Annotated in this window: 21 protein-coding genes; 11 read left to right on the top strand and 10 right to left on the bottom strand. The window is 70.8% G+C overall.

What is annotated here, in order from left to right:
- Positions 1–5 precede the first annotated feature (5 nt).
- Positions 6–2,381 (bottom strand): transglycosylase domain-containing protein, encoded by a 2,376-nt coding sequence (locus tag AP234_RS16655; protein ID WP_235558202.1) that lies wholly within the window; start codon positions 2,379–2,381, stop codon positions 6–8.
- Between the two features lie 111 nt (positions 2,382–2,492).
- Positions 2,493–2,960, bottom strand: a complete 468-nt coding sequence (locus AP234_RS16650; RefSeq protein WP_055480574.1) for an Lrp/AsnC family transcriptional regulator — start codon at positions 2,958–2,960, stop codon at positions 2,493–2,495.
- A gap of 96 nt (positions 2,961–3,056) precedes the next feature.
- Between AP234_RS16650 and hppD the strand changes: the two genes are divergently transcribed.
- Together hppD and AP234_RS16640 are read left to right on the top strand one after the other, a co-directional pair.
- Positions 3,057–4,160: a 4-hydroxyphenylpyruvate dioxygenase gene (hppD, locus tag AP234_RS16645; protein ID WP_055480573.1), complete on the top strand. Its 1,104-nt coding sequence runs from the start codon at positions 3,057–3,059 to the stop codon at positions 4,158–4,160.
- A 171-nt stretch (positions 4,161–4,331) separates the two neighbouring features.
- A complete protein-coding gene (locus AP234_RS16640; RefSeq protein ID WP_055480572.1) occupies positions 4,332–5,813 on the top strand; it encodes a M1 family metallopeptidase in 1,482 nt (493 codons plus the stop codon).
- A gap of 39 nt (positions 5,814–5,852) precedes the next feature.
- Here the strand turns inward: AP234_RS16640 and AP234_RS16635 are convergent, their stop codons facing one another.
- Both AP234_RS16635 and ilvA read right to left on the bottom strand, forming a co-directional pair.
- The gene (locus AP234_RS16635; protein WP_055480571.1) at positions 5,853–6,665 is read right to left on the bottom strand and encodes an SAM-dependent methyltransferase; all 813 of its coding nucleotides are present in this window, start codon (positions 6,663–6,665) and stop codon (positions 5,853–5,855) included.
- Between the two features lie 74 nt (positions 6,666–6,739).
- Positions 6,740–7,954 (bottom strand): threonine ammonia-lyase, encoded by a 1,215-nt coding sequence (gene ilvA, locus AP234_RS16630; protein WP_055480570.1) that lies wholly within the window; start codon positions 7,952–7,954, stop codon positions 6,740–6,742.
- A 164-nt stretch (positions 7,955–8,118) separates the two neighbouring features.
- Between ilvA and AP234_RS16625 the strand changes: the two genes are divergently transcribed.
- Entirely contained in the window at positions 8,119–8,997 is an 879-nt protein-coding gene (locus tag AP234_RS16625) for a hypothetical protein (RefSeq protein ID WP_152990451.1), read from the top strand.
- A gap of 70 nt (positions 8,998–9,067) precedes the next feature.
- On the opposite strand, the gene AP234_RS16620 is transcribed toward AP234_RS16625, so the two are convergent.
- The 3 genes from AP234_RS16620 to AP234_RS16610 all read right to left on the bottom strand — a co-directional run bounded on the left by AP234_RS16620 (position 9,068) and on the right by AP234_RS16610 (position 12,523).
- Entirely contained in the window at positions 9,068–10,141 is a 1,074-nt protein-coding gene (locus AP234_RS16620; RefSeq protein ID WP_055480568.1) for a glycosyl hydrolase family 18 protein, read from the bottom strand.
- A 140-nt stretch (positions 10,142–10,281) separates the two neighbouring features.
- Complete coding sequence (locus AP234_RS16615) at positions 10,282–11,268, bottom strand: ROK family protein (RefSeq protein WP_055480567.1); 987 nt, start codon at positions 11,266–11,268, stop codon at positions 10,282–10,284.
- 70 nt (positions 11,269–11,338) lie between these two features.
- The gene (locus AP234_RS16610; RefSeq protein ID WP_055480566.1) at positions 11,339–12,523 is read right to left on the bottom strand and encodes an FIST N-terminal domain-containing protein; all 1,185 of its coding nucleotides are present in this window, start codon (positions 12,521–12,523) and stop codon (positions 11,339–11,341) included.
- 154 nt (positions 12,524–12,677) lie between these two features.
- Here AP234_RS16610 and AP234_RS16605 point away from each other — a divergent pair, with 154 nt between their 5' ends.
- Positions 12,678–14,072, top strand: coding sequence for a sigma 54-interacting transcriptional regulator (locus AP234_RS16605; RefSeq protein ID WP_055480565.1), 1,395 nt, complete (start codon positions 12,678–12,680; stop codon positions 14,070–14,072).
- Positions 14,069–16,012, top strand: a complete 1,944-nt coding sequence (locus AP234_RS16600; protein WP_055480564.1) for a vWA domain-containing protein — start codon at positions 14,069–14,071, stop codon at positions 16,010–16,012. The genes AP234_RS16605 and AP234_RS16600 overlap by 4 nt, the downstream gene beginning before the upstream one ends.
- Before the next feature lie 104 nt (positions 16,013–16,116).
- Here the strand turns inward: AP234_RS16600 and AP234_RS16595 are convergent, their stop codons facing one another.
- Positions 16,117–16,443 carry a hypothetical protein gene (locus AP234_RS16595; RefSeq protein ID WP_055480563.1) on the bottom strand — a complete coding sequence of 109 codons (327 nt, stop codon included), beginning with the start codon at positions 16,441–16,443 and terminating at the stop codon, positions 16,117–16,119.
- A 151-nt stretch (positions 16,444–16,594) separates the two neighbouring features.
- On the opposite strand from AP234_RS16595, the gene AP234_RS16590 reads away from it, so the two are divergent.
- The 5 genes from AP234_RS16590 to AP234_RS16570 all read left to right on the top strand — a co-directional run bounded on the left by AP234_RS16590 (position 16,595) and on the right by AP234_RS16570 (position 20,808).
- A complete protein-coding gene (locus AP234_RS16590) occupies positions 16,595–17,212 on the top strand; it encodes a DedA family protein (RefSeq protein WP_055480562.1) in 618 nt (205 codons plus the stop codon).
- Entirely contained in the window at positions 17,196–18,287 is a 1,092-nt protein-coding gene (locus AP234_RS16585; RefSeq protein WP_055480561.1) for a histidine kinase, read from the top strand. The genes AP234_RS16590 and AP234_RS16585 overlap by 17 nt, the downstream gene beginning before the upstream one ends.
- A complete protein-coding gene (locus tag AP234_RS16580; RefSeq protein WP_055480560.1) occupies positions 18,278–18,922 on the top strand; it encodes a response regulator in 645 nt (214 codons plus the stop codon). Before AP234_RS16585 ends, AP234_RS16580 begins: the two co-directional genes overlap by 10 nt.
- Positions 18,923–19,092: 170 nt before the next feature.
- Positions 19,093–19,524: a hypothetical protein gene (locus tag AP234_RS16575; protein WP_055480559.1), complete on the top strand. Its 432-nt coding sequence runs from the start codon at positions 19,093–19,095 to the stop codon at positions 19,522–19,524.
- A gap of 66 nt (positions 19,525–19,590) precedes the next feature.
- On the top strand, positions 19,591–20,808 hold the full coding sequence (locus AP234_RS16570; protein WP_055480558.1) for an MFS transporter: 1,218 nt from the start codon (positions 19,591–19,593) through the stop codon (positions 20,806–20,808).
- Positions 20,809–20,812: 4 nt separating this feature from the next.
- Here the strand turns inward: AP234_RS16570 and AP234_RS16565 are convergent, their stop codons facing one another.
- Both AP234_RS16565 and AP234_RS16560 read right to left on the bottom strand, forming a co-directional pair.
- The gene (locus AP234_RS16565) at positions 20,813–21,952 is read right to left on the bottom strand and encodes a cystathionine gamma-synthase (protein ID WP_055480557.1); all 1,140 of its coding nucleotides are present in this window, start codon (positions 21,950–21,952) and stop codon (positions 20,813–20,815) included.
- Between the two features lie 117 nt (positions 21,953–22,069).
- Positions 22,070–23,440: a cystathionine beta-synthase gene (locus AP234_RS16560; RefSeq protein WP_055480762.1), complete on the bottom strand. Its 1,371-nt coding sequence runs from the start codon at positions 23,438–23,440 to the stop codon at positions 22,070–22,072.
- Between the two features lie 121 nt (positions 23,441–23,561).
- On the opposite strand from AP234_RS16560, the gene AP234_RS16555 reads away from it, so the two are divergent.
- The coding region (locus AP234_RS16555) for an SGNH/GDSL hydrolase family protein (protein ID WP_055480556.1) at positions 23,562–24,231 on the top strand (670 nt) is incomplete at its 3' end.

The raw sequence follows: 24,231 nt of genomic DNA, 5'->3' as shown, positions 1-24,231 counted from the left end.
TGTCGTCAGTGGACGGCCAGGGGCTGGGTGGGTGGGCTGTCGGCTTCGAATCCGGGCGGGTCGTCCGGCGGGCCTGCGGGGTTCGTCGTCGGCTGCGGCGCCGGGGACGCTCCCGGGCGGGTGCTCTGTCCCCCGCCTCCACCCGGTGTCCCTCCTGGTGTCCGGCCGCCCGGCGTCCGCGCACCCGGTGTCTCACCACCGGGCGTCTGGCCGGCCTGGCCCTGATCGTCGGGATCCTGCGGTCCGGCCTGGCCGTACGGATCTTCCGTACCCGCCTCCGAGGGGAGGGGGGTGGGCGCGCCGGACGGGTCGGGGTAGCCGAGCTCGACGCCGGGCCGGTCGGGGTTTCGGCCCATCGCGTAGGCGTCCCAGAAATTGTTGGGATCCCAGGTGACGGGCGGCGGGAACTCCTTGACCGGCTTGCCCTCCAGGGCGCCGGTCATGAAGGTGCGCCAGATCTGCGCGGGCAGCGTTCCGCCGTACAGCTCGCCCCATCCGGGGATCCGCACCGGCTTGTTGTCGTCGCGGAACATGTTCACGGCGACCGACAGCTGAGGTACGTATCCGGCGAACCAGACGGCCGCCGACTCGTCGGTGGTCCCGGTCTTGCCGGCGACCGGCCGGTCGGGCAGGGCCGCCGCCGTGCCGGTGCCGCCGCGGACCACCTGCTGGAGTGCGTAGGTCGCGTCGGCGGCGGTGTTCTCGCTGAACGCCCGCCGCTCCGGCGCGGTGAACTTCCGCGTGTTCCCGGCGGCGTCGGTCACCTCGCGGATCACGTGGGCGTCGCGGTGGATGCCCCCGGCCGCGAACGTGCCGAAGCCCGAGGCCTGCTGTACGGCGCTCACCGACGCCACTCCGAGCGGGAGTGTCGCGGCGCCCGCGTGCGGGGCGATCTGCTCCGCCGGGATACCGGCCGCCTCCGCCGCGGCCGCGACCTTGTCCAGGCCGACCTTCTGCCCGAGATCGACGAACGCGGTGTTGACCGAGCCGCGGGTGGCCTCGACCAGGGTGATGGCCGAGCCGTACGACCTGCCCCCGGCGTTGGGGATCTCGGCTGAGCCGATCTTCAGAGGCGAGTCGCCGTAGACGCGGGTGCCGAGCCCGTAGCCCGCTTCGAGGGCCGCGGCCAGCGTGTACGGCTTGAACGTCGACCCGGCCTGGACCTTGGCCGAGAAGGCGTTGTCGTACTGCGTGGCCGCGAAGTCGCCGCCGTAGAACGCGCGCACCTCACCGGTCGCCGGGTCGACGGCGGCCAGGCCCGTACGGACCTTCTTGGGGGTGTCGTCGGGCAGGACCGACTTGACGGCCTCCCTGGCCAGTCGCATCAGCCTCCGGTCGAACGTCGTGGTGATCTTCAGGCCGCCCTGGTTGATGTCCTCGTCGCTGTAGCCGAGCCGGTTGAGCTCGGCGCGCACCTGGGCCAGCATGTAGCCGTCCTGACCGGTCGTCGCCAGCGGCGGCTTCTGCTCGGCGAGCTCGGGGAACGTCTGACGGCCCGCCTCCGCCCGGCCGAGCGCGCCGATCTCGACCATGCCGTCGATCACCGACCGCCACCGCGCCCTGACCGCCTCCAGGTCCGATCCTTCTGGGTTGGCGAAGCGGCTCGGCTGCTGGATGACCGCGGCGAGGTAGGCCCCCTGGGCCACGTCCAGGTTCTGCACGTCGGTGTCGAAATAGGCCCGGGAGGCGGCCTGGATGCCGTGCGCGCCGCGGCCGAAGTAGATCGTGTTGAGGTACTGCTCCAGCACCCAGTCCTTCGACTTCGAGCGGTCCACCTTCAGCGCGATCATGATCTCTTTGAGCTTGCGCGAGATGGAGCGTTCCTGTCCGATTCCGCTGTAGTAGTTGCGCACCAGCTGCTGGGTGATCGTCGATCCGCCCTGGAGCTGCCGGCCGGTGAGCGTGGACCAGACGGCGCGGGCGGTGCCGGAAACCGAGACGCCCTTGTCCCGGTAGAACGTGCGGTTCTCGGCCGCGATGACGGCCTCCCGGACCGGCTTCGGCACCTGGGCGAGCGGCACGTTCTCCCGGTTCACGCCCTGCTTGGCCAGAATGTTCTTGCCGTTGCGGTAATAGATGACCGAGCCCTCGGCAGTCGCGTCCTTCTTCGTGCTGTCGGGGATCGGCGTGAGTAACCAGATGACGCCGAAGGCCACCGCCAGCACGACGAAACCCGAGATCATCATGACGAGGAGGGCGCGCAGCCTTCTTCTCCGCCGCCGGGTCGGTGGCGGGACCCCGGCAGCGGAGCCGCCCTCCGGCCGCTCCTGGTCCGCCGGACGCAGCGCGTGCATCGGCACCGTGTCGTGCAGGGGACCTCTGTCGTCATCGTGAGCCCTGGGGCCGCCCCGGCGCATGGGGCCTGAGTCGCCGCTGTCCACGCGTTTCCCCCCGAAACGTCCGCTTACACCTGTGAGCTGGGGGGATGAGTTCCACGGTAAACGATGGCCGGCCATGCCCGACAACGAGCCCATAGCGACAGGTGGGGAAGCCTATCCCCCGGCGGCGCGTACCAACGGCAGGATCCGGTACGACACAGGCGTGTCGAGAGCGATTACTGACGATGTCCGTACGACCCCCTGAACGTCGACGATGAGGTCGATGACGCGCTGGAGGTCGGCGTTGTCGCGTGCCACCACCCGGCACAGCATGTCGCCGCTTCCGGTGATCGTGTGCGCCTCCAGGACCTCGGGGATGAGCGCGAGCTGGTCGGCCACCGGCACGTGCCCGGCGACCTGCCGGATCTGCAGCGTCACGAACGCGGTCACGCCGAACCCGAGCGCGGCCGGATCTATGTCGGGACCGTACCCGGTGATCACCCCGCGCGCGGCCAGCCGGTCGAGCCTGGCCTGGACGGTGCCCCTGGCCACACCGAGCCGACGGGAGCATTCGAGCACGCCGATGCGCGGTTCCGTTGTCAGCAAAGAGACGATCCGGGCATCGAGCTGATCAATCGTCACAACATCTACCTTTGGTCATGGCTACTGGATATACAGATTGTCCACTAATTCAACTCACTCTTGCACAATTTGGCTAGCTAGCCTGACAGTGGGCTTATGAACGATGTCTTTCCGGTGAACGGCATGGACGCGGTCGTCTTCGCGGTCGGCAACGCGAAGCAGTCCGCCCACTACTACTCGACGGCGTTCGGGATGCGCCTGGTGGCCTACCGCGGCCCGGAGAACGGCAGCCCCGACGAGGTGGCGTACGTGCTGGAGTCCGGTTCCGCGCGCTTCGAGCTGCGCGGCGCCGTACGGCCGGGCACGGCCGTCGCCGAGCACGTGGCCGCGCACGGTGACGGCGTCATCGATCTCGCGCTCGACGTGCCGGACGTGCCGGCCGCCTACCGGCACGCGCTCTCGCAGGGGGCGCGCGGGCTGGCCGAGCCGTACGTCGTGGAGGACGAGCACGGCAAGGTGACGCTCGCGGCGGTCGCCGCCTACGGCGAGACCCGGCACACGCTCGTCGACCGGTCCGGCTACCACGGCCCTTACCTGCCGGGGTACGTCGCGGCCGAGCCCATCGTGGCCGGTCCCGACGTCAGGAACGGCAGGTTCTTCCAGGCGGTCGACCACTGCGTCGGCAACGTCGAGCGCATGGAGGAGTGGGTCGAGTTCTACGAGCGGGTCATGGGCTTCACCAAGATGGCGGAGTTCATCGGCGACGACATCGCGACGGAGTACTCCGCGCTGATGTCCAAGGTCGTCGCCGACGGCACCCGCAAGGTCAAGTTCCCGCTGAACGAGCCCGCAGCAGGCAAGCGCAAGTCGCAGATCGACGAATACCTCGAGTTCTACGGCGGGCCGGGCGTGCAGCACATCGCGCTGGCCACGAACGACATCCTGGCCACCGTCGACCACATGCGGAAGGCCGGCGTGGAGTTCCTGGACACGCCCGACTCCTACTACGACGACCCCGAGCTGCGCGCCCGCATCGGCCAGGTCCGGGCGCCGATCGAGGAGCTCAAGAAGCGGCGGATCCTGGTCGACCGCGACGAGGACGGCTATCTGCTCCAGATCTTCACCAAGCCCGTGGTCGACCGCCCGACGGTGTTCTTCGAGCTCATCGAGCGGCACGGCTCACTCGGGTTCGGCAAGGGCAACTTCAAGGCCCTGTTCGAAGCCATCGAGCGCGAGCAGGAGCGGCGGGGCAACCTCTGACCCGAACCTGACGAACTTTGCCCTGACATCGGCGTGATGGGCAGTTTGTCAGGCGTAATTCAGCGGTCCGCTGGGGAATGGAAGACTTTTTGCCCTTCTCCGGCTTTGATCGGCGAACGGCGCGGTGATCAAAGGAGCCAAGTCCTCCTCCTCGCATAAGGTGGCCTGGCCATGTCCGCGCTCCGTCGCCCCACCACGTCCGTGACCGCCGCGCTCGCCGCGGCGGTCCTCGCCGTCACCACCGCCTGCTCGGGCGCGGTGGCCGCGCCCGAGGCGGTCCCGGCGGCCACGCCGGGTGACGCCCGGGGCGTGGAGCGGACCGGCCCGCTCGCCGCGCTCGCTTCGGGCACGGTGGGCGCAGCGGGCATCGGCGACCCCGCCTTCCCCGGGGACGGCAACGGCGGCTACGACGTACGGCACTACCTGCTGCGGCTGTCCTTCGACCCCACGACCAAGCGACTGGCCGGCAGCGCGACGATCCGCGCGACGGCCCTGCATGACCTGACCTCGTTCAACCTCGACCTGCGCGGGCTCACGGTGAACCGGGTGACGGTCGACGGCGCCGTGGCCGGGTTCGGCCGCCAGGGCGACGAGCTGACCGTCCGCCCGGCGGGCCGGATATCCAAGGGCGACAGGTTCGAGGTGCTGGTCGACTACTCGGGTCTGCCGGAACCCATCCGCGACTACGTCAACCTCGGCACGTACGGGTTCGTACCGACCGCCGACGGGTCGTTCGTGACCTCGGAGCCGAACGGGGCCAAGACGTGGTTCCCGTCCAACGACCACCCGGCCGACAAGGCCACCTACGACTTCGAGATCACCGTGCCGGCCGGGCTGACCGCGATCGCCAACGGCGAGCTCGTCGGCGAGCCGAAGACGGTCGACGGCAAGACCACCTTCGTGTGGCGGGAGAAGCACCCGATGGCCAGCTATCTCGCCACGATGACGACCGGGAGATTCGAGGTACGCACCGGTAAGACAGCGAAGGGCGTGCCGATCTACACGGCCGTCGCCCCGGCCTTCCGCAATTCGCTCGACAGCCTCTACGCCGAGACGGCGAAGATCACCGACTACTGGTCGACCGTGTTCGGGCCCTACCCGTTCTCCTCCACCGGAGGCGTGATCGACGACTACTCCTCCGGCTATGCGCTGGAGAACCAGACAAAACCGATCTACGGCGGATTTTCCCCACAAAGCGGCATCATCGCCCACGAACTCGCCCATCAGTGGTTCGGCGACAGCGTGAGCATCACCAGGTGGAAGGACCTGTGGCTGAACGAGGGCTTCGCCAGCTACGCGGAGTGGCTCTGGGCGGAGCACCGTGGCGAGGCCACGGCGGACACGCTGTTCCAGCGCCACTACGCGAACCCCGCAGACCCCATGTGGAGCTACCCGCCGGGCGAGGCCCGCGCCACCGACCTGTTCAACACCTCCGTCTACGTGCGCGGCGCGATGACACTGCACGCGCTGCGCAAGCAGATCGGCGACGCCGTGTTCTTCCAGCTGCTGAAGAAGTGGACCACCGAGCACCGGTACGGCAATGCCACGACCGAGCAGTTCGTCGCGCTGGCCGAGCAGCTGTCCGGCAAGAAGCTGGCCTCCCTCTTCGACGCCTGGCTGTTCCAGCCCCGCCGTCCCCCCGCCGTCGCCTGAGGCTCGCCATCGCCCGCGCCCGGGTGCCGGGCCCGTCGATCAGAGCTTCCTGCCCACCGCTCCGTACCCACCGTGCACGCGATTTGCCAGGAAGGGGTCCTCATCCGGGTCCGAACGCCACTCGCCGACCGCCACCAGGCCGGGCTCCACGAGTTCGAAGCCGTCGAAGAACCGGCTGATCTCGGCGCCGGTGCGGAGAGTGAGCGGTACGGGACCGGTGTTGTAGGCCGCTGCGAAGGCCTCCAGTGACTCGGGCGCGAAGTCACCGGTGACGTGGGAGATGGCGAGGTAGCTGCCGGGCACGCTCGCGTCGGTGTAGCGCCTGACGATGCCGAACGGGTCCTCCTCGTCCCTGATGAACATGAGCGTGCCCACGATCACGACGGCGATCGGCCGGCCGAAGTCGAGTGTCGCCAGCGTGTCGGGGTGCTTGAGGATGCTGTCCGGTTCGCGGAGATCCGCCTCGACGTAGGCGGTCCTGCCCTCCCGGGTGCCGCGCAGCAGCGCACGGGCGTGGTTCATCACGATCGGGTCGTTGTCGACGTAGACGATCCTGGCCGCCGGGTTCACCGCCTGGGCGACCTCGTGCGTGTTGCCCTGGGTGGGAATTCCGGTGCCGATGTCCAGGAACTGGTCGATCCCCTGCTCCGCGAGGAACCGTACGGCACGCCCGAGGAAGGCGCGGTTGTCCCGGACTCCCTCGACGACCCCCGGGGAGACGTTGATGACGGCTTCGGCGACCTTCCGGTCGGCCTCGAAGTTGTCCTTGCCCCCCAGCCAGTAGTCGTAGATCCGGGCGGGATGCGGCACCGTGGTGTCGAGCTTCCGGGGAGCGGGCGCGTCGTCGGCCATGCCGGACTCCAAGAGACGAAGTTTTACTTGATCTTATTCCATTCCAGGCGGAATCGGATGGACCTTCGGCTCGCTCAGGAGAAGTGCAGCTTGTGGCCGTCGCGGCGGAGTGCGGCGAGCACCTCGTCGCAGTGCCTGGGCCCCCTGGTCTCCAGCTGCAGCAGCACCTCGACCTCGTCCAGGTGCAGCCGGGAGCCCACCCGCTCGTGCACGACGTCGAGCACGTTGGCCCCGAGCTCGGCCAGCCGGTGCAGGAGCGCGGCGAGCGCGCCGGGCCGGTCGGTCAGCCGGATCCGGAAGGCCAGATAGCGCCCGGCCGCCGCGAGGCCGTGCCGCAGCACCCGGGCGAGCAGCAGCGGGTCGATGTTGCCGCCCGACACCACGGCGACGACCGGCGGGTCGAACGCGTGCGGCTGGTCGAGCAGCGCGGCGACCCCGGCGACGCCGGCGGGCTCGACGAGCAGCTTCGACCGCTCAAGGCAGAGCAGCAGGGCCCGCGACAGCGACTCCTCCGACACCGTGACCACCCGGTCGACCAGGTAGTGGATCAGCTCGAACGGCAGATCGCCCGGCCGCCCGACCGCGATGCCGTCCGCCATCGTCGAGGTCGGTTCGACCATGACCGGGTGACCGGCCGCGAGCGACTCCGGATAGGCGGCGGCCCGCTCCGCCTGCACGCCGATCACCCTGATGCCCGGCCGCAGCGACTTCACCGCGAGCGCGACGCCGGCCGCCAGGCCCCCGCCGCCGATCGGCAGCACGATCGTGGCCGCCTCCGGCAACTGCTCCAGGACCTCCAGCCCGATCGTGCCCTGCCCGGCCACCACGTCGGGATGGTCGAACGGGTGGATGAACACCGCGCCGGTCCTGTCGGCATGCTCCCGCGCCGCCTGGAGTGCCACGTCGACCGTGTGGCCGGCGAAGACGACGTCCGCGCCGTACGCTCTGGTGGCCTCCACCTTGGGCAGCGGGGCGCCCTCGGGCATGTAGACGGTGGACTTGGCCCCGAGCAGCGTCGAGCCGAGCGCCACGCCCTGAGCATGGTTGCCGGCGCTGGCCGCGACCACCCCCCTGGCCCGCTCGTCGTCGGTGAGCCGGGCGATCCGGACGTACGCTCCGCGGATCTTGAACGATCCGGCCCGCTGGATGTTCTCGCATTTGAGGTGTACGGGACCTCCGGCCGCCTCGGACAGCACACGGGAGTGCAGCACCGGGGTCTGGACGGCCACGCCCTTGAGTAGCTCGCGCGCGGCGACGACATCGTCGTACGTCACCTGTGGGACAGCCATGAGCCAATCTTCGCAGCACGAGCCGGTCCGCGCCGACGAGACCGCGCCCCCGATGCAGGTCGCTTTCAAGCCCGTGCAATCAGCGTGAAAGCGACCTGGCCGTTAATACGAGTCGTCCCGGTGAACCGGGTCACGTCCGGACCCGATACGCAACGGAGAAGACGATGCGCACTCCTTGGAAGATCACGACGGCCGCCGCGCTGGTCCTGGCCGTCGTTTCGGTGGCCGCCCCGCCGGCCGTGGCATCGGCGTCGGCATCGGCGGACGCCCGTACGGGCACGCGTGCTGCTGACGCCTCCTACCGGTATTGGGGCCACCATGGCCTGACACGGCGCCAGATGCGCGAGGACGTCCCGCTCATGCAGACCAGAGATTACGGTCCGGTGAGCTTCTCGGTCGGACTGGAGGGGTCCCAGGACAGGTACTCGGGGTTCTGGGACACCCGACGCGGCCCGCACCGGATCCTGATCTCGTACGGCTATCTGAGCGGATATCAGACGCGGTTCGACGCCTACGTGGCCAACGACTACCAGCCGGTCATGATCAGCGCCACGGGCAGCGGGCAGAGCGCCATGTACAGTGCGATCTTCGAGAAGAAGGCGAACGGCTTCTTCGCCCGCCACGGCGTCGACACCGCGCGCCTCAACGAGGCCAACGGCGTGGCGCGACGGGACGGCTACGTCCCGGTGTCGATCAACACGTACGGCACGGCGTCCAGCCCGCGCTTCGTGGCCGTCTGGGAGAAGAACACCTCGCGCGTGATCTGGAGCGTGACGACCTCCGTTCCCGCAGCGGAATACCAGCGCCTCTTCGACGCCCAGGTCAGGGCCGGATATCGGCCGTCCGCCGTCGCCGTCGGGCCTGACGGCAGGTCCTACACGACCGTCTGGCGCAAAGACCGGATCGGCAGATGGTACGCCTTCCACGGGATGACCGCCGCCCAGTACCAGACGCGGTTCAAGGAGATGACCGCCAGGGGCCTCTACCCGACCTGGATCGACATGGAGAACGGCGTCTACGCCGCCGTCTTCACCACCAGATGACCACGCCTCCCGCGGCACACGCCTCGGAAACGGCGCCGGGCCGGCGGTGCGGCCCGGCGCCGCGATGCGGTCAGCTCTGCCGTAGGGCGGGCATCGGGAGGGGGATGGCGTACGCGGTGGCGCCGCCGCCCACCCCGCCTTCACAGGAGTTCGGAGGTGCGGTGGTCACGCCCCTGGTGGAGGGACGTTCCGCCGCCCAGAACATGTAGCCCAGCATGCCGGGGGTGAGGCCGGCGCCGTTCGGCGCGGCCGTCTGGACGAACGATCCCGTGGACTTCTGCAGTGACGCGTCGAAGTCCGTGCATTCGGGGCGGACCTTGTTGCCTTCGGCGATGTAGAACGCGCCGGTGAACTTGGCCGGGGCCAGCGGCGGGATCGGCGGGGAGTATGTGGGCTTGCCGTCGATGTGCTCCTGCCAGTTGGCGATGGCTCCGGAGGTGCTCGGCTGGCGGGCGGGCACCATGGCGTTGGCGTAGTCCAGGACCGGGAGGTCGGTGCGCAGCCAGTCCGCCGTGGCCTTCCTGCCGATGTCGATGAGCCATCGGTCGCCGGCGGCGAGGTCGATGGTGAGCCGGGCGGCCGGGTCGGCGCCGGTCGCGTCGTACGGCAGGGCGGAGCGGTAGGCGTCGATGAAGGCCTGCAGACCGACCAGGTCGGGCCTGCTGTTCTCCTCGTAGTCGATCTCTATGCCGACGCCGAGCCGCTGGGCGACCTCGGCGGCGTTGCGGCCGAACTGCGTCGCGTTCTCTGCCAGTGCGGCGTTCCACGCGTCCGTGTAGGTGATGCCTCCGATGGAGAGCATCACCCGGATTCCGCGGCTCGTGAAGTAGTTCACGATGTCGGAGGTCATGCCGCGCGGCACGCCGTCCAGGGTCTGTGCGTCGGTTGTCCTGTGCAGCAGCTTGACCGGGTGGACGAAGCTGAGCACCACGAGATTGACCGACGGGCGGCCGTCGCCGCGGTCGATCAGCCAGTGGTTCTTGGAATCGAAGTCCGTCGTGCTGCGGACGGTGCCCCAGATGCAGGCGTCGTCGCCGCAGTGCCAGGCCCCGTAGACCTGGAGCGGGGTCGAGCCGGCGTGGGCGGGGACGGGAGGGAGAAGGAAGGGGAGGAGTAGGGAGACGAGTGCGGCCAGACGACGCATGCCGATACCTCCACGCGCAAGCAACTGGAAAGAGCGTTAACTAATTCGCTTGGCGCCGTCCATCTCCTGTCGGGACACACCTGTCTCCCGCCGCGCGGGATAAGCGGGATAAGCGGGATAAGGAGAGAAGCCGGGAGCCTTTAGGCGGCATCGGCCGACCAGTAGGAACCGGCGGCCAGGATGAGGGCGGCCGCACCCACGAGACCGGCGTCCTGGCCGAGCCCGGCCGGGACGACGCGGACCCGCGCGGCGAACTCCATGCGGGTGTGCTCGCGCAGCGCCTCCCTGAGCGGGTCGAACAGCAGCGGCCCCGCCTGGGACAGGCCGCCGCCGATGGTCACCAGATCGAGGTCGCAGAGGTTGGTCGCCGAGGCGATCGCGATGCCGAGGGCCCGTCCGGCGCGGGCCATCGCGGCCAGCGCGACCTCGTCGCCGGCCGCGGCGTCGGCGGCCAGCCGCCGTCCGGTCGCCGTCCCCGCCTCGCTGTATCCACCCGTGCCCGGCTCCGGCGGCTCCCCCGGCGACCAGCCCCGTGCCACCGCCCAGGCGGCGAGGCCGGGGCCGCGGGCGACCGCCTCCAGGCATCCGAGCGCACCGCACCCGCACCGCGCTCCGCCGGGCTCGACCACCACATGCCCGATGTGCCCGGCGTTGCCGGTGCCGCCGTCGATCAGCCGCCCGCCCAGGATCAGCCCGCCGCCCACCCCGGTGGAGACGACCATGCCCAGCATGTTGTCGCTCCCCCGCCCGGCGCCGCGCCAGTGCTCGGCGACCGCGAGACAGACCGCGTCGTTGTGGATCCGCACCGGAAGGCCGGGGAAGCGCCGGGCCAGCCGCTCACGCAGCGGGAAACCCCGCCAGCCCGGGATGTTGAGCGGCGACACCGCCCCGTCCGGCCAGGTCATCGGGCCGCCGCAGCCGATGCCCACCCCGGCGAGGTCCTCGGGCGCGCCCACGTCGTCGATCAGACGGTCGATCAGCCCGGCGAGCGCCGACCAGAGGGCCTCCGCGTCCGCTCCGGGCGGGGTCGCCGCGCGCCGGGCCGCGATCACCTGCCCGTCCTGCCCCACCAGGCCCACCGCGAGCTTGGTGCCGCCGATGTCGGCGGCCAGCACAGATCCCGTCACATGCGTCACATGACCATCCCAGTGCCCGCCGCCGGGCCGGGTCAAGCGACGCCCGGGCAGAACCCGTCCGTCACCTGATCGCCTGCCCGCCCGAGAAGACCAGCAGGGACGCGGTGAAACCGTGGACGTGGTTGTGCCCGCTGACCGGCCCCATCTCCCCGGCTGCGAAGAATCCCGCCACCCCGATCGGGCCGAGCATGTCCCGTACGGCGAGCGCGTCGTGATCGGCGGACCCGAACATCGCCGACCCCCGGCCGTTGCAGGAGAACAGCAGTGCGCCGTCGATCCGGCCGGCTCGCTGGACGTGCGCGTCGAGCAGCGAATAGAGATCCTCGTCTGCGGTCTCGGCATCCCTGACCTGGAAGCGTACGGTCCTGCCGATGTCCAGCACGTCGCCGACGGCGACGGCCTCGCGCTCGGGATCGATGCCGATGACGCCCCTGATGAGGAAGTCGCCGCGCTCGTGGCGCTCGGCGTACTCGTCCATCACCACGCCGATCTGTAAGCCGGAGGCGACCAGCTCGCGGTCCTCCTCGTCGAGCGCGCTCACGATGTCCTCCAGGCGGGCGAGCGCGGGCTGGCCGGCGAGTTCGAGCAGCAGGTTCTCCTCGGCGCGCGTGACGACCATGGAGGGGCCGATCGGGCGGCAGCCCTGGCTCACCACGGTGCCGACGTTCATCGGACCGCTGAGCACGGCACCGATCGCGCCCTCGGTGTGCACCTCTCCGTCGACGAACAGCCGCACCGAGCCGCGGCCGCCGAGCCCGTTGGCCAGACCGCCGACGATCGGCAGGTCGCCCAGCACATCGCCCGAGTGCTCGATGAACGCATCGGCGGGGAAGGTGTACGGATCGGCCAGCAGGATGGCGGCCCGGTCGTCGGGGCCGCGCTCCGGCAGGCCCACGACCACGAACCGGTCCGCGGTCCGCACCGTGTCCAGGGCGAACGTGGCCACCTCACCGCCGCCGAAGGAAGCGGCCCAGGCGCTCACGGCCGGCTGGAGCTCGACCCCCTGGGCGTCTCCGATCACGCCGGTCGCGCTGCAGCCGATCACCCGGGCCTCCGGCACCATGGCCATCGCCCGCAGGCCCGCCCGGGTCAACTCGTCGGGGTCGTCTCCGCAGATGAAGAAGCACACCAGGTCAGGCGGGCCCGACAGGCCGGCCAGTGCCTGGCGGACGGCGGCCTCGGCCGTCTCCACCAGGTCGGCGCCAACGGCGAGACCGTCGGCGAAGCGGCTGGTGATCACCGCCATGAGTCTCGCCCCTCTCAATCAACAGTCAGAGTCTTCTTGGCCATTTCTCCCCACTGAAAAGGCGTCAACGCACGTAATCCTCACGGGATTGCGGAGGATCGGGCTGCCGGATCACGAGATGCCGACGTAGTCTCGTCAGGTGCACAAATCGCCCATGCCTGCTTCCGGCACTCTGCGCGAACTGCGCGACAGCGGTCACCGGCACCGCACGGTCAAGGCCGAGATCAGAGAGAACCTTCTGACCCGGCTGAGATCGGGCGAGCCCCGGTTCCCCGGCATCGTCGGCTTCGACGAGACCGTGCTGCCCCACCTGGAACGGGCCCTGATCGCGGGGCACGACCTGGTGCTGCTCGGCGAGCGCGGCCAGGGCAAGACCCGACTCATCCGCACGATCACCGAGCTGCTCGACGAGTGGTCGCCGATCGTGGCCGGCTGCGAGATCAACGACCATCCGTACGCCCCGGTGTGCGCGCGGTGCGTACGGCTCGCCGCCGAGCTGGGCGACGACCTGCCGGTGGCCTGGCTGCACCGGGAGGACCGGTACGGCGAGAAGCTGGCGACGCCCGACACCTCGGTCGGCGACCTGATCGGCGACGTCGACCCCATCAAGATCGCCGAGGGGCGCACGCTGGGCGACCCGGAGACCGTTCACTACGGCCTCGTGCCGCGCACGAACCGCGGCGTGTTCTCGGTCAACGAGCTGCCCGACCTGGCCGAGCGCATCCAGGTCGCGCTGCTCAACGTGCTGGAGGAGCGGGACGTCCAGGTCCGGGGCTACAACCTGCGGCTGCCGCTCGACATCCTGCTGATCGCCAGCGCCAACCCGGAGGACTACACCAACCGCGGCCGGATCATCACGCCGCTGAAGGACCGGTTCGGTGCGGAGATCCGCACGCACTATCCCCGGTCGATCGAGGACGAGCTGGTCCTGATCCGCCAGGAGGCCGCCCTGGAGGAGCTCGGCGCCGACCTCCCCGATCATCTGCTGGAGGTGATCGCCAGGTTCACCCGGCTGGTCCGCGAGTCGACCGCTGTCGACAGCCGGTCGGGCGTGTCCGCCCGGTTCTCCATCGCCGCGGCAGAGACCGCGGCCGCCTCGGCCGTACGGCGTGCCGCGCTGACCGGGGAGGAGCGGCCGGTCACCCGGGTCTGCGACCTGCCACAGGTGGTGCACACGCTGCGCGGGAAGGTCGAGTTCGAGGTCAGCGAGGAGGGCCGGGAGATCGAGGTGCTCGCCCACCTGCTGCGCCGGGCGACCGCGGAGACGTTCCGGGGCACGATCGGCGGGGCCGACCTGACACCGCTGCTGGACCGGTTCGGCGAGGGCGCCCGGGTCGAGTCGGGCGAGCTGGTGGCGGCCCACGAGCTGCTGCGCAGGATCGGACGGGTCGACGGGCTTTCGAAGATCATGTCGGGGCTGGGCATGGGCGAGGGCGACGAGTCGCCGGGCCACGCCGCCGCGGCCCTGGAGTTCGCGCTGGAGGGGCTCTACCTGATGCGCCGCCTGTCCAAGGACGAGGTGGCGGGGGGAGCGGTTTACCGAACGTGACCGGATCCTACGCTTACCGGGAATATCACGACGGACCGGACCCGCTGGCCCCGCCGTACGACGTGCGCTCGGCGCTCGACGACATGGGCGACGCGATCCTGTCGGGGTCCACGCCGCTCGACGCGCTGCGCGACCTGCTGCGGCGTGGCCTGCCCGGAGCGCCGGATCGGCGCGGGCTGGACGATCTCCTCCGGGAGGTACGGCGCCGCCGCCGCGAGCTGCGGGAGAGCACTCGGCTCGACGGCACCCTGGAGCGGGCCCGCGCGCTGCTGGACAAGGCCATCGGCCAGGAACGGGCGGAACTGACGCCGGATGACGACGGCCGCTTCCGGGAGGCGCTCCTCGACGCGCTGCCGTCCGACACCGCCCGCGCGATCCGGGAGCTGGCCGACTACGACTGGCGTTCGGCCGCCGCCCGGCGGACGTTCGAGGAGCTGCGCGACCTGCTGCGCCGTGAGGTGCTCGACAGCCGGTTCCGTGGCATGCGCGAGGCGCTGGCCGATCCGGACCCGGCGGCGATGGAGCGCGTCCGGCAGATGACGTCCGATCTGAACGACATGCTGGAGCGGGACGCGCGGGGTGAGCACACCCAGGAGGACTTTGACCGGTTCATGGGGAAATACGGGGACATGTTCCCGGAGAACCCGCGGAATCTGACGGAACTGGTCGATCAGCTCGCCCGCCGCGCCGCCGCCGCGCAGCGGCTGCTCGCCTCACTTACCCCGCAGCAGCGCGCGGAGCTGGCCGCGCTGATGGAGCACACGCTGGAGCAGGCCGGTCTGGCCGAGCAGATGCGCCGGCTCGGCGACGCACTCTACGCCCGCCGCCCCGACCTCGACTGGGGGACGCCGGAGCGGACGTCCGGCGACCGGCCGACGGGCATGGGCGACGCGGTGAACGCGCTGCAGGAGCTCGCCGACCTGGGCGACCTGGAGGCCACGCTCCGGCAGGACTACCCCGGCGCACGGCTCGACGACATCGACGAGGAGGCGATCCGCCGGGCGCTCGGCCGGTCGGCGGTCGACGATCTGGAGGCCCTGCGACAGGTCGAGCGCGAGCTGGAGGCCCAGGGCTATCTCCGGCGGCATCGCGGCAAGCTGGAACTCACCCCGAAGGCGGTGCGCCGGCTGGGCGAGACCGCGCTGCGCAGGGTGTTCTCATCCCTCGACTCGGGCCGGCGCGGCGAACACGACCAGCGGGACGCGGGAACGGCCGGGGAGCCGACCGGCTCCAACCGGCCCTGGCGGTTCGGCGACGAGCAGCCCATCGACGTCGTGCGCACGGTCGTCAACGCCGTACGGCGAGGCGGCCGGTTCCCGGTGACCCTGTCCGTCGACGACTTCGAGGTGGCCGAGACCGAGCGTAGAAGCGCCGCCGCGGTCTGCCTGCTGGTCGACCTGAGCTACTCGATGGCCCTGCGCGGCACCTGGGCGGCGGCCAAACAGACCGCGCTGGCACTCCAGGCGCTGGTGGCGGCCAAGTTCCCGCAGGACGCGGTGCAGATCATCGGATTCTCCAACTACGCGCGGGTGCTGCGGGCCGACGAGCTCGCCGGGCTGGAGTGGGACATGGTGCAGGGCACGAACCTGCACCACGCGCTGCTGATCGCGGGCCGCCACCTCGACCGGCACCCCGACTTCGAACCGGTCGTCCTGGTGGTCACCGACGGCGAGCCGACCGCGCACCTCATGCCGAACGGCGTGCCGCGCTTCGACTGGCCGCCGTCGCAGGAGACGCTGACGCTGACCCTCGCCGAGGTCGACAAGATGACCAGGCGGCGCGCGACCATCAACATCTTCATGCTCGCCCCCGACGACCGGCTGCGCGAGTTCGTCGACGAAATCGCCCGGCGCAACGGCGGCCGCGTCTTCTCCCCCGACGCCGACCGCCTCGGCGAGTACGTCGTCAGCGACTTCCTCCGCGCCCGCACCCGCCGCTGACCTCCGCTGCGAGCGGGCCCGAGAAGATCGGATGGAGGAGACCGACGGCACGCTGCGCTCGCATCCGCGTTCGCGCCCCGTGCGCTTGCTGGGCTCGTACGCGATCAGCGCGTGACGTCGTCGTTCGTCAGGGTGTGGCCGCGGGTGACGGCGACGAGATCGCCGTCCTCCCTCGTGGCGGCGACCAGGCCGGGAGGTCGAGGAACGAAGCCGGGCACCGCGGACAGTCCGTCGGTCTCGCCGATCGCGACGATCCGGATCCGGTCAACGTGCGGGACCCGCACGGTGAACCGGACTCCCTCGGCGGGGATGCCGCGGAAGCGGATCTCCGTGGGCCAGGTGCCGGTCAGCATGATCACCGCGGCCAGGGTGACGAGGGCCGCCAACCCGGCGAGCAGCCGTCTCGGGACGTCGAACATCTTTCCGGTCATGAGCGGCGACGGTAGGTCGGGCCGCCGGGCTCGCGGTATGCGGCCGGTCTCCGAATATGGCTGTGGTTTTCCGCAGGTGTGGTTTCCCGCACCCCGAAACGGCCACGCACCCCATGTCGGCCGTACCCTGTCCGTCCATAGCCTCGGGGACATGACGGATTGGCTGATCGAACTGATGGAGACACTCGGCGCGCCGGGTGCCGCCCTGGCGATCGCGCTCGAGAACCTCTTCCCGCCCCTCCCCAGCGAGGTGATCCTGCCGCTGGCCGGTTTCGCCGCCTCCCGAGGCGAGATGCACCTGCTGGTCGTGCTTCTGTGGACGACGGCGGGTTCGGTGATCGGCGCGCTGGTGCTGTACTGGGTGGGAGTGCTGCTGGGCCGCGAGCGCATGCTGGCCCTGGCCGCCCGGATCCCGCTGCTGAAGGTCTCCGACATCGACAGGACCGAGGTGTGGTTCCTCCGGCACGGCCGCAAGACGGTGTTCTTCGGCCGGATGATCCCGATCTTCCGGAGCCTGATCTCGATCCCCGCCGGGCTGGAACGCATGCCGCTCGGCGTCTTCACGCTGCTGACCACGGCCGGCAGTCTCATCTGGAACACGGTCTTCGTGCTGGCCGGCTATCTGCTGGGCGAGAACTGGTCGCTGGTCGAGGCCTACGTCGGTGTGGGCACCAATGCCGTGATCGCCACGGTGCTGCTGGCCGTGCTGGTCTTCGTGGGCGTCAGGCTGAGCGAGCGGCGCAGGGGACGGCATGCGGCTCGCGGCTAGGGGTCTGCGGCTGCTGGGCTCGGTCGTCGTCGGTACGGTCACCGCCCTGCTCGACCTGGTTTTCGTCCTGGTGGCGCTGCCGTTCGCGAGCCGGCCGGGAGTGCGGGCCGCGGCCCGGCGGCTGGCCGCACTCGAGATCCGCCGCTTGGGTCTCGATCTCGATCTTGCCGGTCGCGCCGACGGAGGCGAGTTGCGCTATCTGGCGGCCAGAGCGCCGGTGGGCGTCCTGGGCGGCGTGATCGTCGCCCTGCTCGGGTGCGGCACGGTCGTGGCCGCCGTCCTGACCTGGTCGTGGAGTAAGGGGCTGCCGGTGGACGGCATGCTGCCCAGCCTTCCGCTGGTCGCCTATTTCGGCCTGGCCGGCCTGGTCCTGCTCTTCCTCGACCTGTCGGGGCTGGTGGGAGTGGACGCGCTGGAGCGGCGGCTCGCCGTACGGATGCTCGCTCCCGACCCCACCGAGGCGCTCCGGCGGCGGATCATCGAGCTGACCGAGAGCCGTGCGGGTGTGCTGGCGGCGGTCGACTCCGAGCGACGCAGAATCGAGCGGGACCTGCACGACGGTCTGCAGCAGCGGCTGGTCGCGCTGTCGATGCTGGCCGGGCGCGCCCGCCGGGGGCGGACGGAGCTGCTGGAGCAGGTGCACGAGCAGGCCCAGCAGGCGCTGACCGAGCTGCGTGAGGTCGCCTGGCGGGTCTACCCGTCCGGGCTGGACTCCCTTGGGCTGGCCGACGCGCTGGCGGGTGTGGCCGAGCGCGCCGGGGTCCCCGTCGAGGTCTCCTGCGAGCTGACGGCGCGGCCCCCGGCCGCGGTGGAGACGGTGGCCTATTTCGTGGCCAGCGAGGCGGTGACCAACGCGGACAAGCACTCCGGGGCGACCCTGGTCACCCTCGAGGTTCGTGCAGAGGGCACGATGGTCGTCGTGAGGGTGCGCGACGACGGAGTGGGCGGTGCCGACGCGACGGGCGGCGGGCTGTCCGGGCTGGCGCGCCGGGTGGCCGCGCTCGACGGCCGCTTCACGGTGACCAGCCCGCCTGGCGGGCCGACCACGATCGTGGCGGAGCTGCCGTGCGGGTGATCCTCGCAGAAGATTCCACCCTGCTGCGCGAGGGCCTGGTGCGGCTGCTCGCCGAGGAGGGTCACGAGGTGCTCGCCGCGGTAGGCGACGGCGACTCGCTGATCGAGGCGGTGGCCGCGCAGGAGCCCGACGCGGTGGTGGTCGACGTGCGGATGCCGCCCACGCACACCGACGAGGGGCTGCGCGCGGCCCTGGAGATCAGGCGCCGCTGGCCGGACGTCAAGGTGCTGGTGCTGTCGCAGTACGTGGAGAAGAGGTACGCCACCGAGTTGATGAGCGCGAACGTCGAGGGCATCGGCTACCTGCTGAAGGACCGGGTGGCCCAGGTCGGCGACTTCCTTGACGCGCTGGAACGGGTGGGCGCCGGAGGCGCCGCCTTCGACCCCGAGGTGGTGCGGCAACTGCTCGCCCGCACCAGCCGTGCCGACCCCCTCTCCCGGCTGACCACGCGCGAGCGGGAGGTGCTGGAGCTGATGGCGCAGGGCCTGACCAACGCCTCGATCGCCCAGTCGCTGCACGTGTCGCAGAGCGCGGTGGAAAAACACGTCAACGCCCTGTTCGACAAGCTCGCGCTGTCCCACACGACGGGGTACAGCCGCCGGGTCCTGGCCGTGCTGCACTACCTCGGCTCCTGAACCGCCGGTCGCCCTCGGCCACCGCGCTTTCCCAACAGCCCCCGTCGGCCTCCCACGAACCGCCCTGCCAGGTGGCGTTCTCGAACCGGAGGAAACGCCTCGGCGTCGAGCAGACCTCTGAGACCGCAGCGGAACCGGATGGCGACGGGGAAAGGCGATAGCCTCGCCGCATGTCGTTCTCCAGCAACCTGCTGCTGTGGCTGCATGTAGGGTTCGCGATCTTCGCGCTCGGGCCACTGACCGCGGTCACCAGCGTCACCCCTCGCTACATTCGCGCACGCGACGTCAACGTGCTGCGTTATCTCAACCGCTCCACCCGGCTGTTCGGGCTGCTGACACTGGGTGTGTTCCTCTTCGGGATGCTGCTGGGCGGCGGCGCGCTGGGGCGGCCCTACCTGTCCGCGTCGATGACCCTGTTCATCGTGGCGGGGGCGCTACTGATGATCATCGAGCGCGATCAACGTACCGCGATTCAGGCGCTGTCCACCGAGACCACTGAGGACGACGCCAAGGTGCAGACCGGGCGGATCGCCGCGCTCTCCGGCATCACCGCGCTGATCTGGCTGGTCATCCTCGCCCTTATGGTCTTCTTCAACCCGTAAATGATTCCCTCTTTTCCCCTATGTCCGGTAGAACGTCTTTGACCGAAAACGGGGGAAGAGGATCGGGTGCACCTTGCCACGCGACGCCGTGCGACCTGGGCGCTGGTCGCCCTCGCCGTCGGCGCCTTCACCTATGTCACCGCCGAGCTGCTGCCCATCGGACTGCTGACGGTGATGGCCGCCGACCTGCGTCGGTCGCCGGCCGAGACGGGCCTGCTCGTCACCGGGTACGCCGCGGTGGTGGTGCTGGCGTCGCTGCCGCTCACCCGGCTCACCCAACGGGTGCCGCGGCGCACGCTGCTGATCGTCACCCTGGGGGTGTTCGTCGCCGGGACGCTGCTGACCGCGGTGGCACCGAACTATCCGGTGCTGCTCGGCGGGCGGCTGCTGGTCGCGGCCACCCAGGCGCTCTTCTGGGCGGTCGCGACCCCGGCAGCGGCCGCGATGTTCCCCCCGGAGTTCCGGGGGCGGGCCGTCGCCCGGCTGTCGATCGGCAGCGCGCTCGGGCCCGTCCTCGGCGTGCCGACGGGCACCTGGCTCGGCCAGCAGTTCGGCTGGCGCACCGCGCTGGCCCTGACCGCCGTGGTCGGCCTCGTCACCTGCGTCACCATCGCCAAGCTGATGCCCGGCGACCGGCGGGCAGGGGCCGGCGCGAACGGCCACGAGCCGGGCCGGGGGGCGACTCCGGACGCCCGCCGCTACGCCCTCCTCATCGTCGCCACCGTGATCGGGGTGGGCGGATATCTCACGGCGTACACCTACATCACCCCGTTCCTGCTGGAGTTCGGCGGCTTCACCCCGTCCGCGCTGAGCCCGCTGCTGCTCGCCTCCGGGATCGCCGGCGTCGGCGGGACGATCGCGATCGGCCGGCTGCTCGACACCAGTCCCCGCGCGGCGCTGCTCGCGCCGCTGGCCCTGCTCACCGGCGCGCTGCTCACCCTGTACACCTTCGGAACCGTGCACCCGGTGGCGGTGGCCGGCCTCTGTGTCATGGGCCTGTCGTTCAGCGCGCTGGCCGCCGCCATCGCGAGCCGCGGGCTGCAGGTGGCCCCGGGCAGCACGGACATGGCCTCCGCCGGCACCGGATCGGCCTTCAACATCGGGATCGCGGGCGGCTCGCTGCTCGGCGGCGCGCTCATCGACCACACGGGCGCCCGGAGTGTGACCGTGGCCGGTGCCGTGCTGACCGCGGCGGCACTCGCCGTCCTGCTGTGCGAACGGTGGCTGCCCGCCGCCGGTTCCGCCGCGCCGGGCCGCACCACCCCGGCGCGGAGCGGAAACTAGAACGTCAGCCGAGAGCCTCGGAGAGGTCGGCCAGCAGGTCGTCGACGGTCTCGATGCCGACGGACAGCCGGACGAGATCGCCGGGGACCTCGAGCGGCGACCCGGCGGCCGACGCGTGCGTCATCCGGCCCGGGTGCTCGATCAGCGACTCGACCCCGCCGAGCGACTCCCCGAGCGTGAACAGCCTGGCGCGGTTGCACACCTCGACCGCGGCCTCCTCGCCTCCGGCGACACGGAACGACACCATGCCGCCGAAGCGCCGCATCTGCTTGGCCGCGACCTCGTGTCCGGGATGTTCCGGCAGGCCCGGATAGAGCACCTGGGTCACCTTCGGGTGCGACAGCAGCAGGTCGGCCACCCGCTCGGCGTTGTCGCAGTGCCGGTCCATCCGTACGCCCAGGGTCTTCAGGCCGCGCAGGGTCAGCCAGGCGTCGAACGGCCCGGCCACCGCGCCCATCGCGTTCTGGTGGTAGGCGAGCCGCTCCCCCAGTTCGGTCGAGCGGGCGACCAGCGCGCCGCCGACCACGTCGGAGTGGCCCCCGACGTACTTGGTGGTCGAGTGGATCACCACGTCGGCGCCGAGCGCCAGCGGCTGCTGCAGGTACGGCGAGGCGAACGTGTTGTCCACCAGCAGCAGCGCACCGGCGTCGTGGGCGACGTCCGCCAGCGCGGCGATGTCGGCGATGCCCAGCAGCGGGTTCGTCGGGGTCTCCACCCAGATCGCCCTGGTCTGCGGCCGTACGGCTGCGCGCACGGCGTCGACGTCACCGACCGGGACCGGGTCGAAGGACAGGCCCCAGCCCTCCAGCACCTTGGCGAACAGCCGATAGGTGCCGCCGTACGCGTCGTCGGGGATCAGGACGTGGTCGCCGGGACGGCAGACGGTGCGCAGCAGCGTGTCCTCGGCGGCCAGGCCGGACGCGAACGCGAGGCCGCGGACGCCGCCCTCGACGGCGGCGATCGCCTCCTCGAGCGCGGTCCTGGTCGGGTTCGCCGATCGGCTGTATTCGTATCCGGCCCGCAGCCCGCCGACGCCGTCCTGCTTGTAGGTCGAGACGGCGTAGATGGGCGGCACGACCGCGCCGGTGTGCGGGTCCGCCTCCTGACCGGCGTGAATGGCCAGAGTTTCGAAGCCATGGTTCATGGCCCCGAGCGTAGCCGCAGCGGGAGCCACTCACCCCCACCCATCCCGTGATCTTGCATTTTCTCGCAGGCCGCCCTGTTGGCCTGCGAGAAAACGCAAGATCACGGGATAGGGGGGTCAGTGGTTGGCCAGGAAGGCCAGGAGGTCCTGGCGGGTGACCATGCCGACGGGCTTGCCGTCGTCCAGCACCACCGCGGCGTCGGCCTTCTCCAGCGCCTCGACGGCCCGGGCGACCGGCTCACCGATACCGATCATGGGCAGCGGCGCCGACATGTGGTCGCCGAGCTCGTCCTCCGAGCGCACCCTGCCGCGGTAGAGGCCCTCCAGGAGGTCGCGCTCGACTATCGAGCCGACGACCTCGGCCGCCATGACCGGGGGCTCCTCCTTCATCACCGGCAGCTGCGACACGCCGTACTCCCGCATGATCGAGATGGCGGTGCCGACCGACTCGTCCGGGTGCACGTGGACGAACTGCGGCAGCCCCGACCTCTTGCGGCCGAGCACGTCGCCGACCAGCCCTTCCTCGCTCGAGGTGGTGAGGAATCCGTAGTCGGCCATCCACTCGTCGTTGAAGATCTTCGACAGATAGCCGCGCCCGCCGTCCGGCAGCAGCACCACGACGACGTCGTCGGGTCCTGCCGTCTGGGCCACCCGCAGGGCCGCCACGACCGCCATCCCGCACGAACCACCGACCAGCAGGGCCTCCTCCCGGGCCAGGCGGCGCGTCATGAGGAAGGAGTCACGGTCGGAGACCGCGATGACCTCGTCGCAGATCGTCGTGTCGTAGGTGGCCGGCCAGATGTCCTCGCCGACGCCCTCGACCAGGTAGGGACGGCCGGTGCCGCCGGAGTAGACCGACCCCTCCGGGTCCGCGCCGATGATCTTCACCTTGCCGCCGGAGACCTCCTTGAGGTACTTCCCGGTGCCGCTGATCGTGCCGCCGGTCCCGATGCCCGCGACGAAGTGGGTGATCCGGCCCTCGGTCTGCGCCCAGATCTCCGGGCCCGTCGAGTGGTAGTGGCTGGCCGGGTTGTCCGGGTTGGAGTACTGGTCCGGCTTCCAGGCGTTCGGCGTCTCCCTGGCCAGCCGGTCGGAGACCGAGTAGTACGAGTCCGGGTGGTCGGGCGAGACCGCGGTCGGGCACACCACCACCTCGGCGCCGTACGCGCGCAGCACGGCGATCTTGTCCTGGGCCACCTTGTCGGGGCAGACGAACAGGCAGCGGTAGCCCTTCTCCTGCGCCACGATGGCCAGCCCGACGCCCGTGTTGCCCGAGGTCGGTTCGACGATCGTCCCGCCCGGACGGAGCGCGCCGCTCCGCTCGGCGGCCTCGACCATCCGCAGCGCGATCCGGTCCTTCACCGAGCCGCCCGGGTTGAAATACTCGACCTTGGCCAGCACTTGGGCGGGCACGCCCGCCGTCACCTTACGAAGCCGGACGAGCGGCGTGTCACCCATCAGCTCGATCAGCGAGTCGTGTACGCGCACGGAGAAGACCACCTTGATTTACCGAAGCTTTGTCAGCCTGCCCCCAGCCGAGGTCCCGTAGGGGTGGCCGGGGCTCGGCTAATTTCTCTCCCAAACCGTACCGCCAGACGAGGGGAGAACCGTGTTCTGGACGTCGAGCGCGGCACGAGCCGCGCGGCGCATCGCCACCGCCGCCGCGCTGGGCGGAGGCGGCCTGACCGCACTGGGCGCGCTCACGTACGGACTGCTCATCGCGGAGGCGATGGTCGCGAGGAAGATCGTCGGCCGGCCGCACGGTGACACCGGCCCGGACGCCGACGGGGTCTACGGGCCGTTCCCCGGCGACATCGTCTCCGGCGAACCGATCAGCATGGTCATGCTCGGCGACTCCACCGCCGTCGGCCTCGGCATGACCGACCCGGCCGACACCCCCGCGGTCAACATCGCGCTCGGCCTCGCCACCGTCGCCGAGCGCCCGGTGCGGCTGCATGTGTACGGCGAGTCCGGCGCCGAGTCGGTCCACCTGGACGGCCAGGTCGACCGCGCACTCGAGGCATGTCCCGACATAGCCGTCATCTTCATCGGCGCCAACGACGTGACAAGCGCCACTTCGCCGGCCCGTGCCGTACGGCATCTGCAGCTGGCGGTGCGGCGGCTGCGCGAGGCGGGCGCCGAGGTGGTCGTCGGGACCTGCCCCGACCTGGGCACGATCCGCCCGCTCGCCCAGCCGCTGCGGTGGGTGACCCGGCGCTGGTCCCGCCTGCTGGCGGCCGCCCAGACGGTCGCCGTCATCGAGGCGGGCGGCCGTACGG

The sequence above is a fragment of the Sphaerimonospora mesophila genome (genome assembly GCF_001417795.1).
In the GTDB taxonomy this organism is placed as follows: domain Bacteria; phylum Actinomycetota; class Actinomycetes; order Streptosporangiales; family Streptosporangiaceae; genus Sphaerimonospora; species Sphaerimonospora mesophila.
This window is presented reverse-complemented; position numbering and strand designations above follow the sequence as displayed.

Coding starts and splice junctions, on each gene's coding strand:
- AP234_RS16595 (WP_055480563.1), bottom strand. CDS start 16,443: ATGACCGGAAAGATGTTCGACGTCCCGAGACGGCTGCTCGCCGGGTTG.
- hppD (WP_055480573.1), top strand. CDS start 3,057: ATGAACGATGTCTTTCCGGTGAACGGCATGGACGCGGTCGTCTTCGCG.
- AP234_RS16605 (WP_055480565.1), top strand. CDS start 12,678: ATGCCTGCTTCCGGCACTCTGCGCGAACTGCGCGACAGCGGTCACCGG.
- AP234_RS16585 (WP_055480561.1), top strand. CDS start 17,196: ATGCGGCTCGCGGCTAGGGGTCTGCGGCTGCTGGGCTCGGTCGTCGTC.
- AP234_RS16635 (WP_055480571.1), bottom strand. CDS start 6,665: ATGGCCGACGACGCGCCCGCTCCCCGGAAGCTCGACACCACGGTGCCG.
- AP234_RS16565 (WP_055480557.1), bottom strand. CDS start 21,952: ATGAACCATGGCTTCGAAACTCTGGCCATTCACGCCGGTCAGGAGGCG.
- AP234_RS16625 (WP_152990451.1), top strand. CDS start 8,119: ATGCGCACTCCTTGGAAGATCACGACGGCCGCCGCGCTGGTCCTGGCC.
- AP234_RS16590 (WP_055480562.1), top strand. CDS start 16,595: ATGACGGATTGGCTGATCGAACTGATGGAGACACTCGGCGCGCCGGGT.
- ilvA (WP_055480570.1), bottom strand. CDS start 7,954: ATGGCTGTCCCACAGGTGACGTACGACGATGTCGTCGCCGCGCGCGAG.
- AP234_RS16610 (WP_055480566.1), bottom strand. CDS start 12,523: ATGGCGGTGATCACCAGCCGCTTCGCCGACGGTCTCGCCGTTGGCGCC.
- AP234_RS16640 (WP_055480572.1), top strand. CDS start 4,332: ATGTCCGCGCTCCGTCGCCCCACCACGTCCGTGACCGCCGCGCTCGCC.
- AP234_RS16620 (WP_055480568.1), bottom strand. CDS start 10,141: ATGCGTCGTCTGGCCGCACTCGTCTCCCTACTCCTCCCCTTCCTTCTC.
- AP234_RS16575 (WP_055480559.1), top strand. CDS start 19,093: ATGTCGTTCTCCAGCAACCTGCTGCTGTGGCTGCATGTAGGGTTCGCG.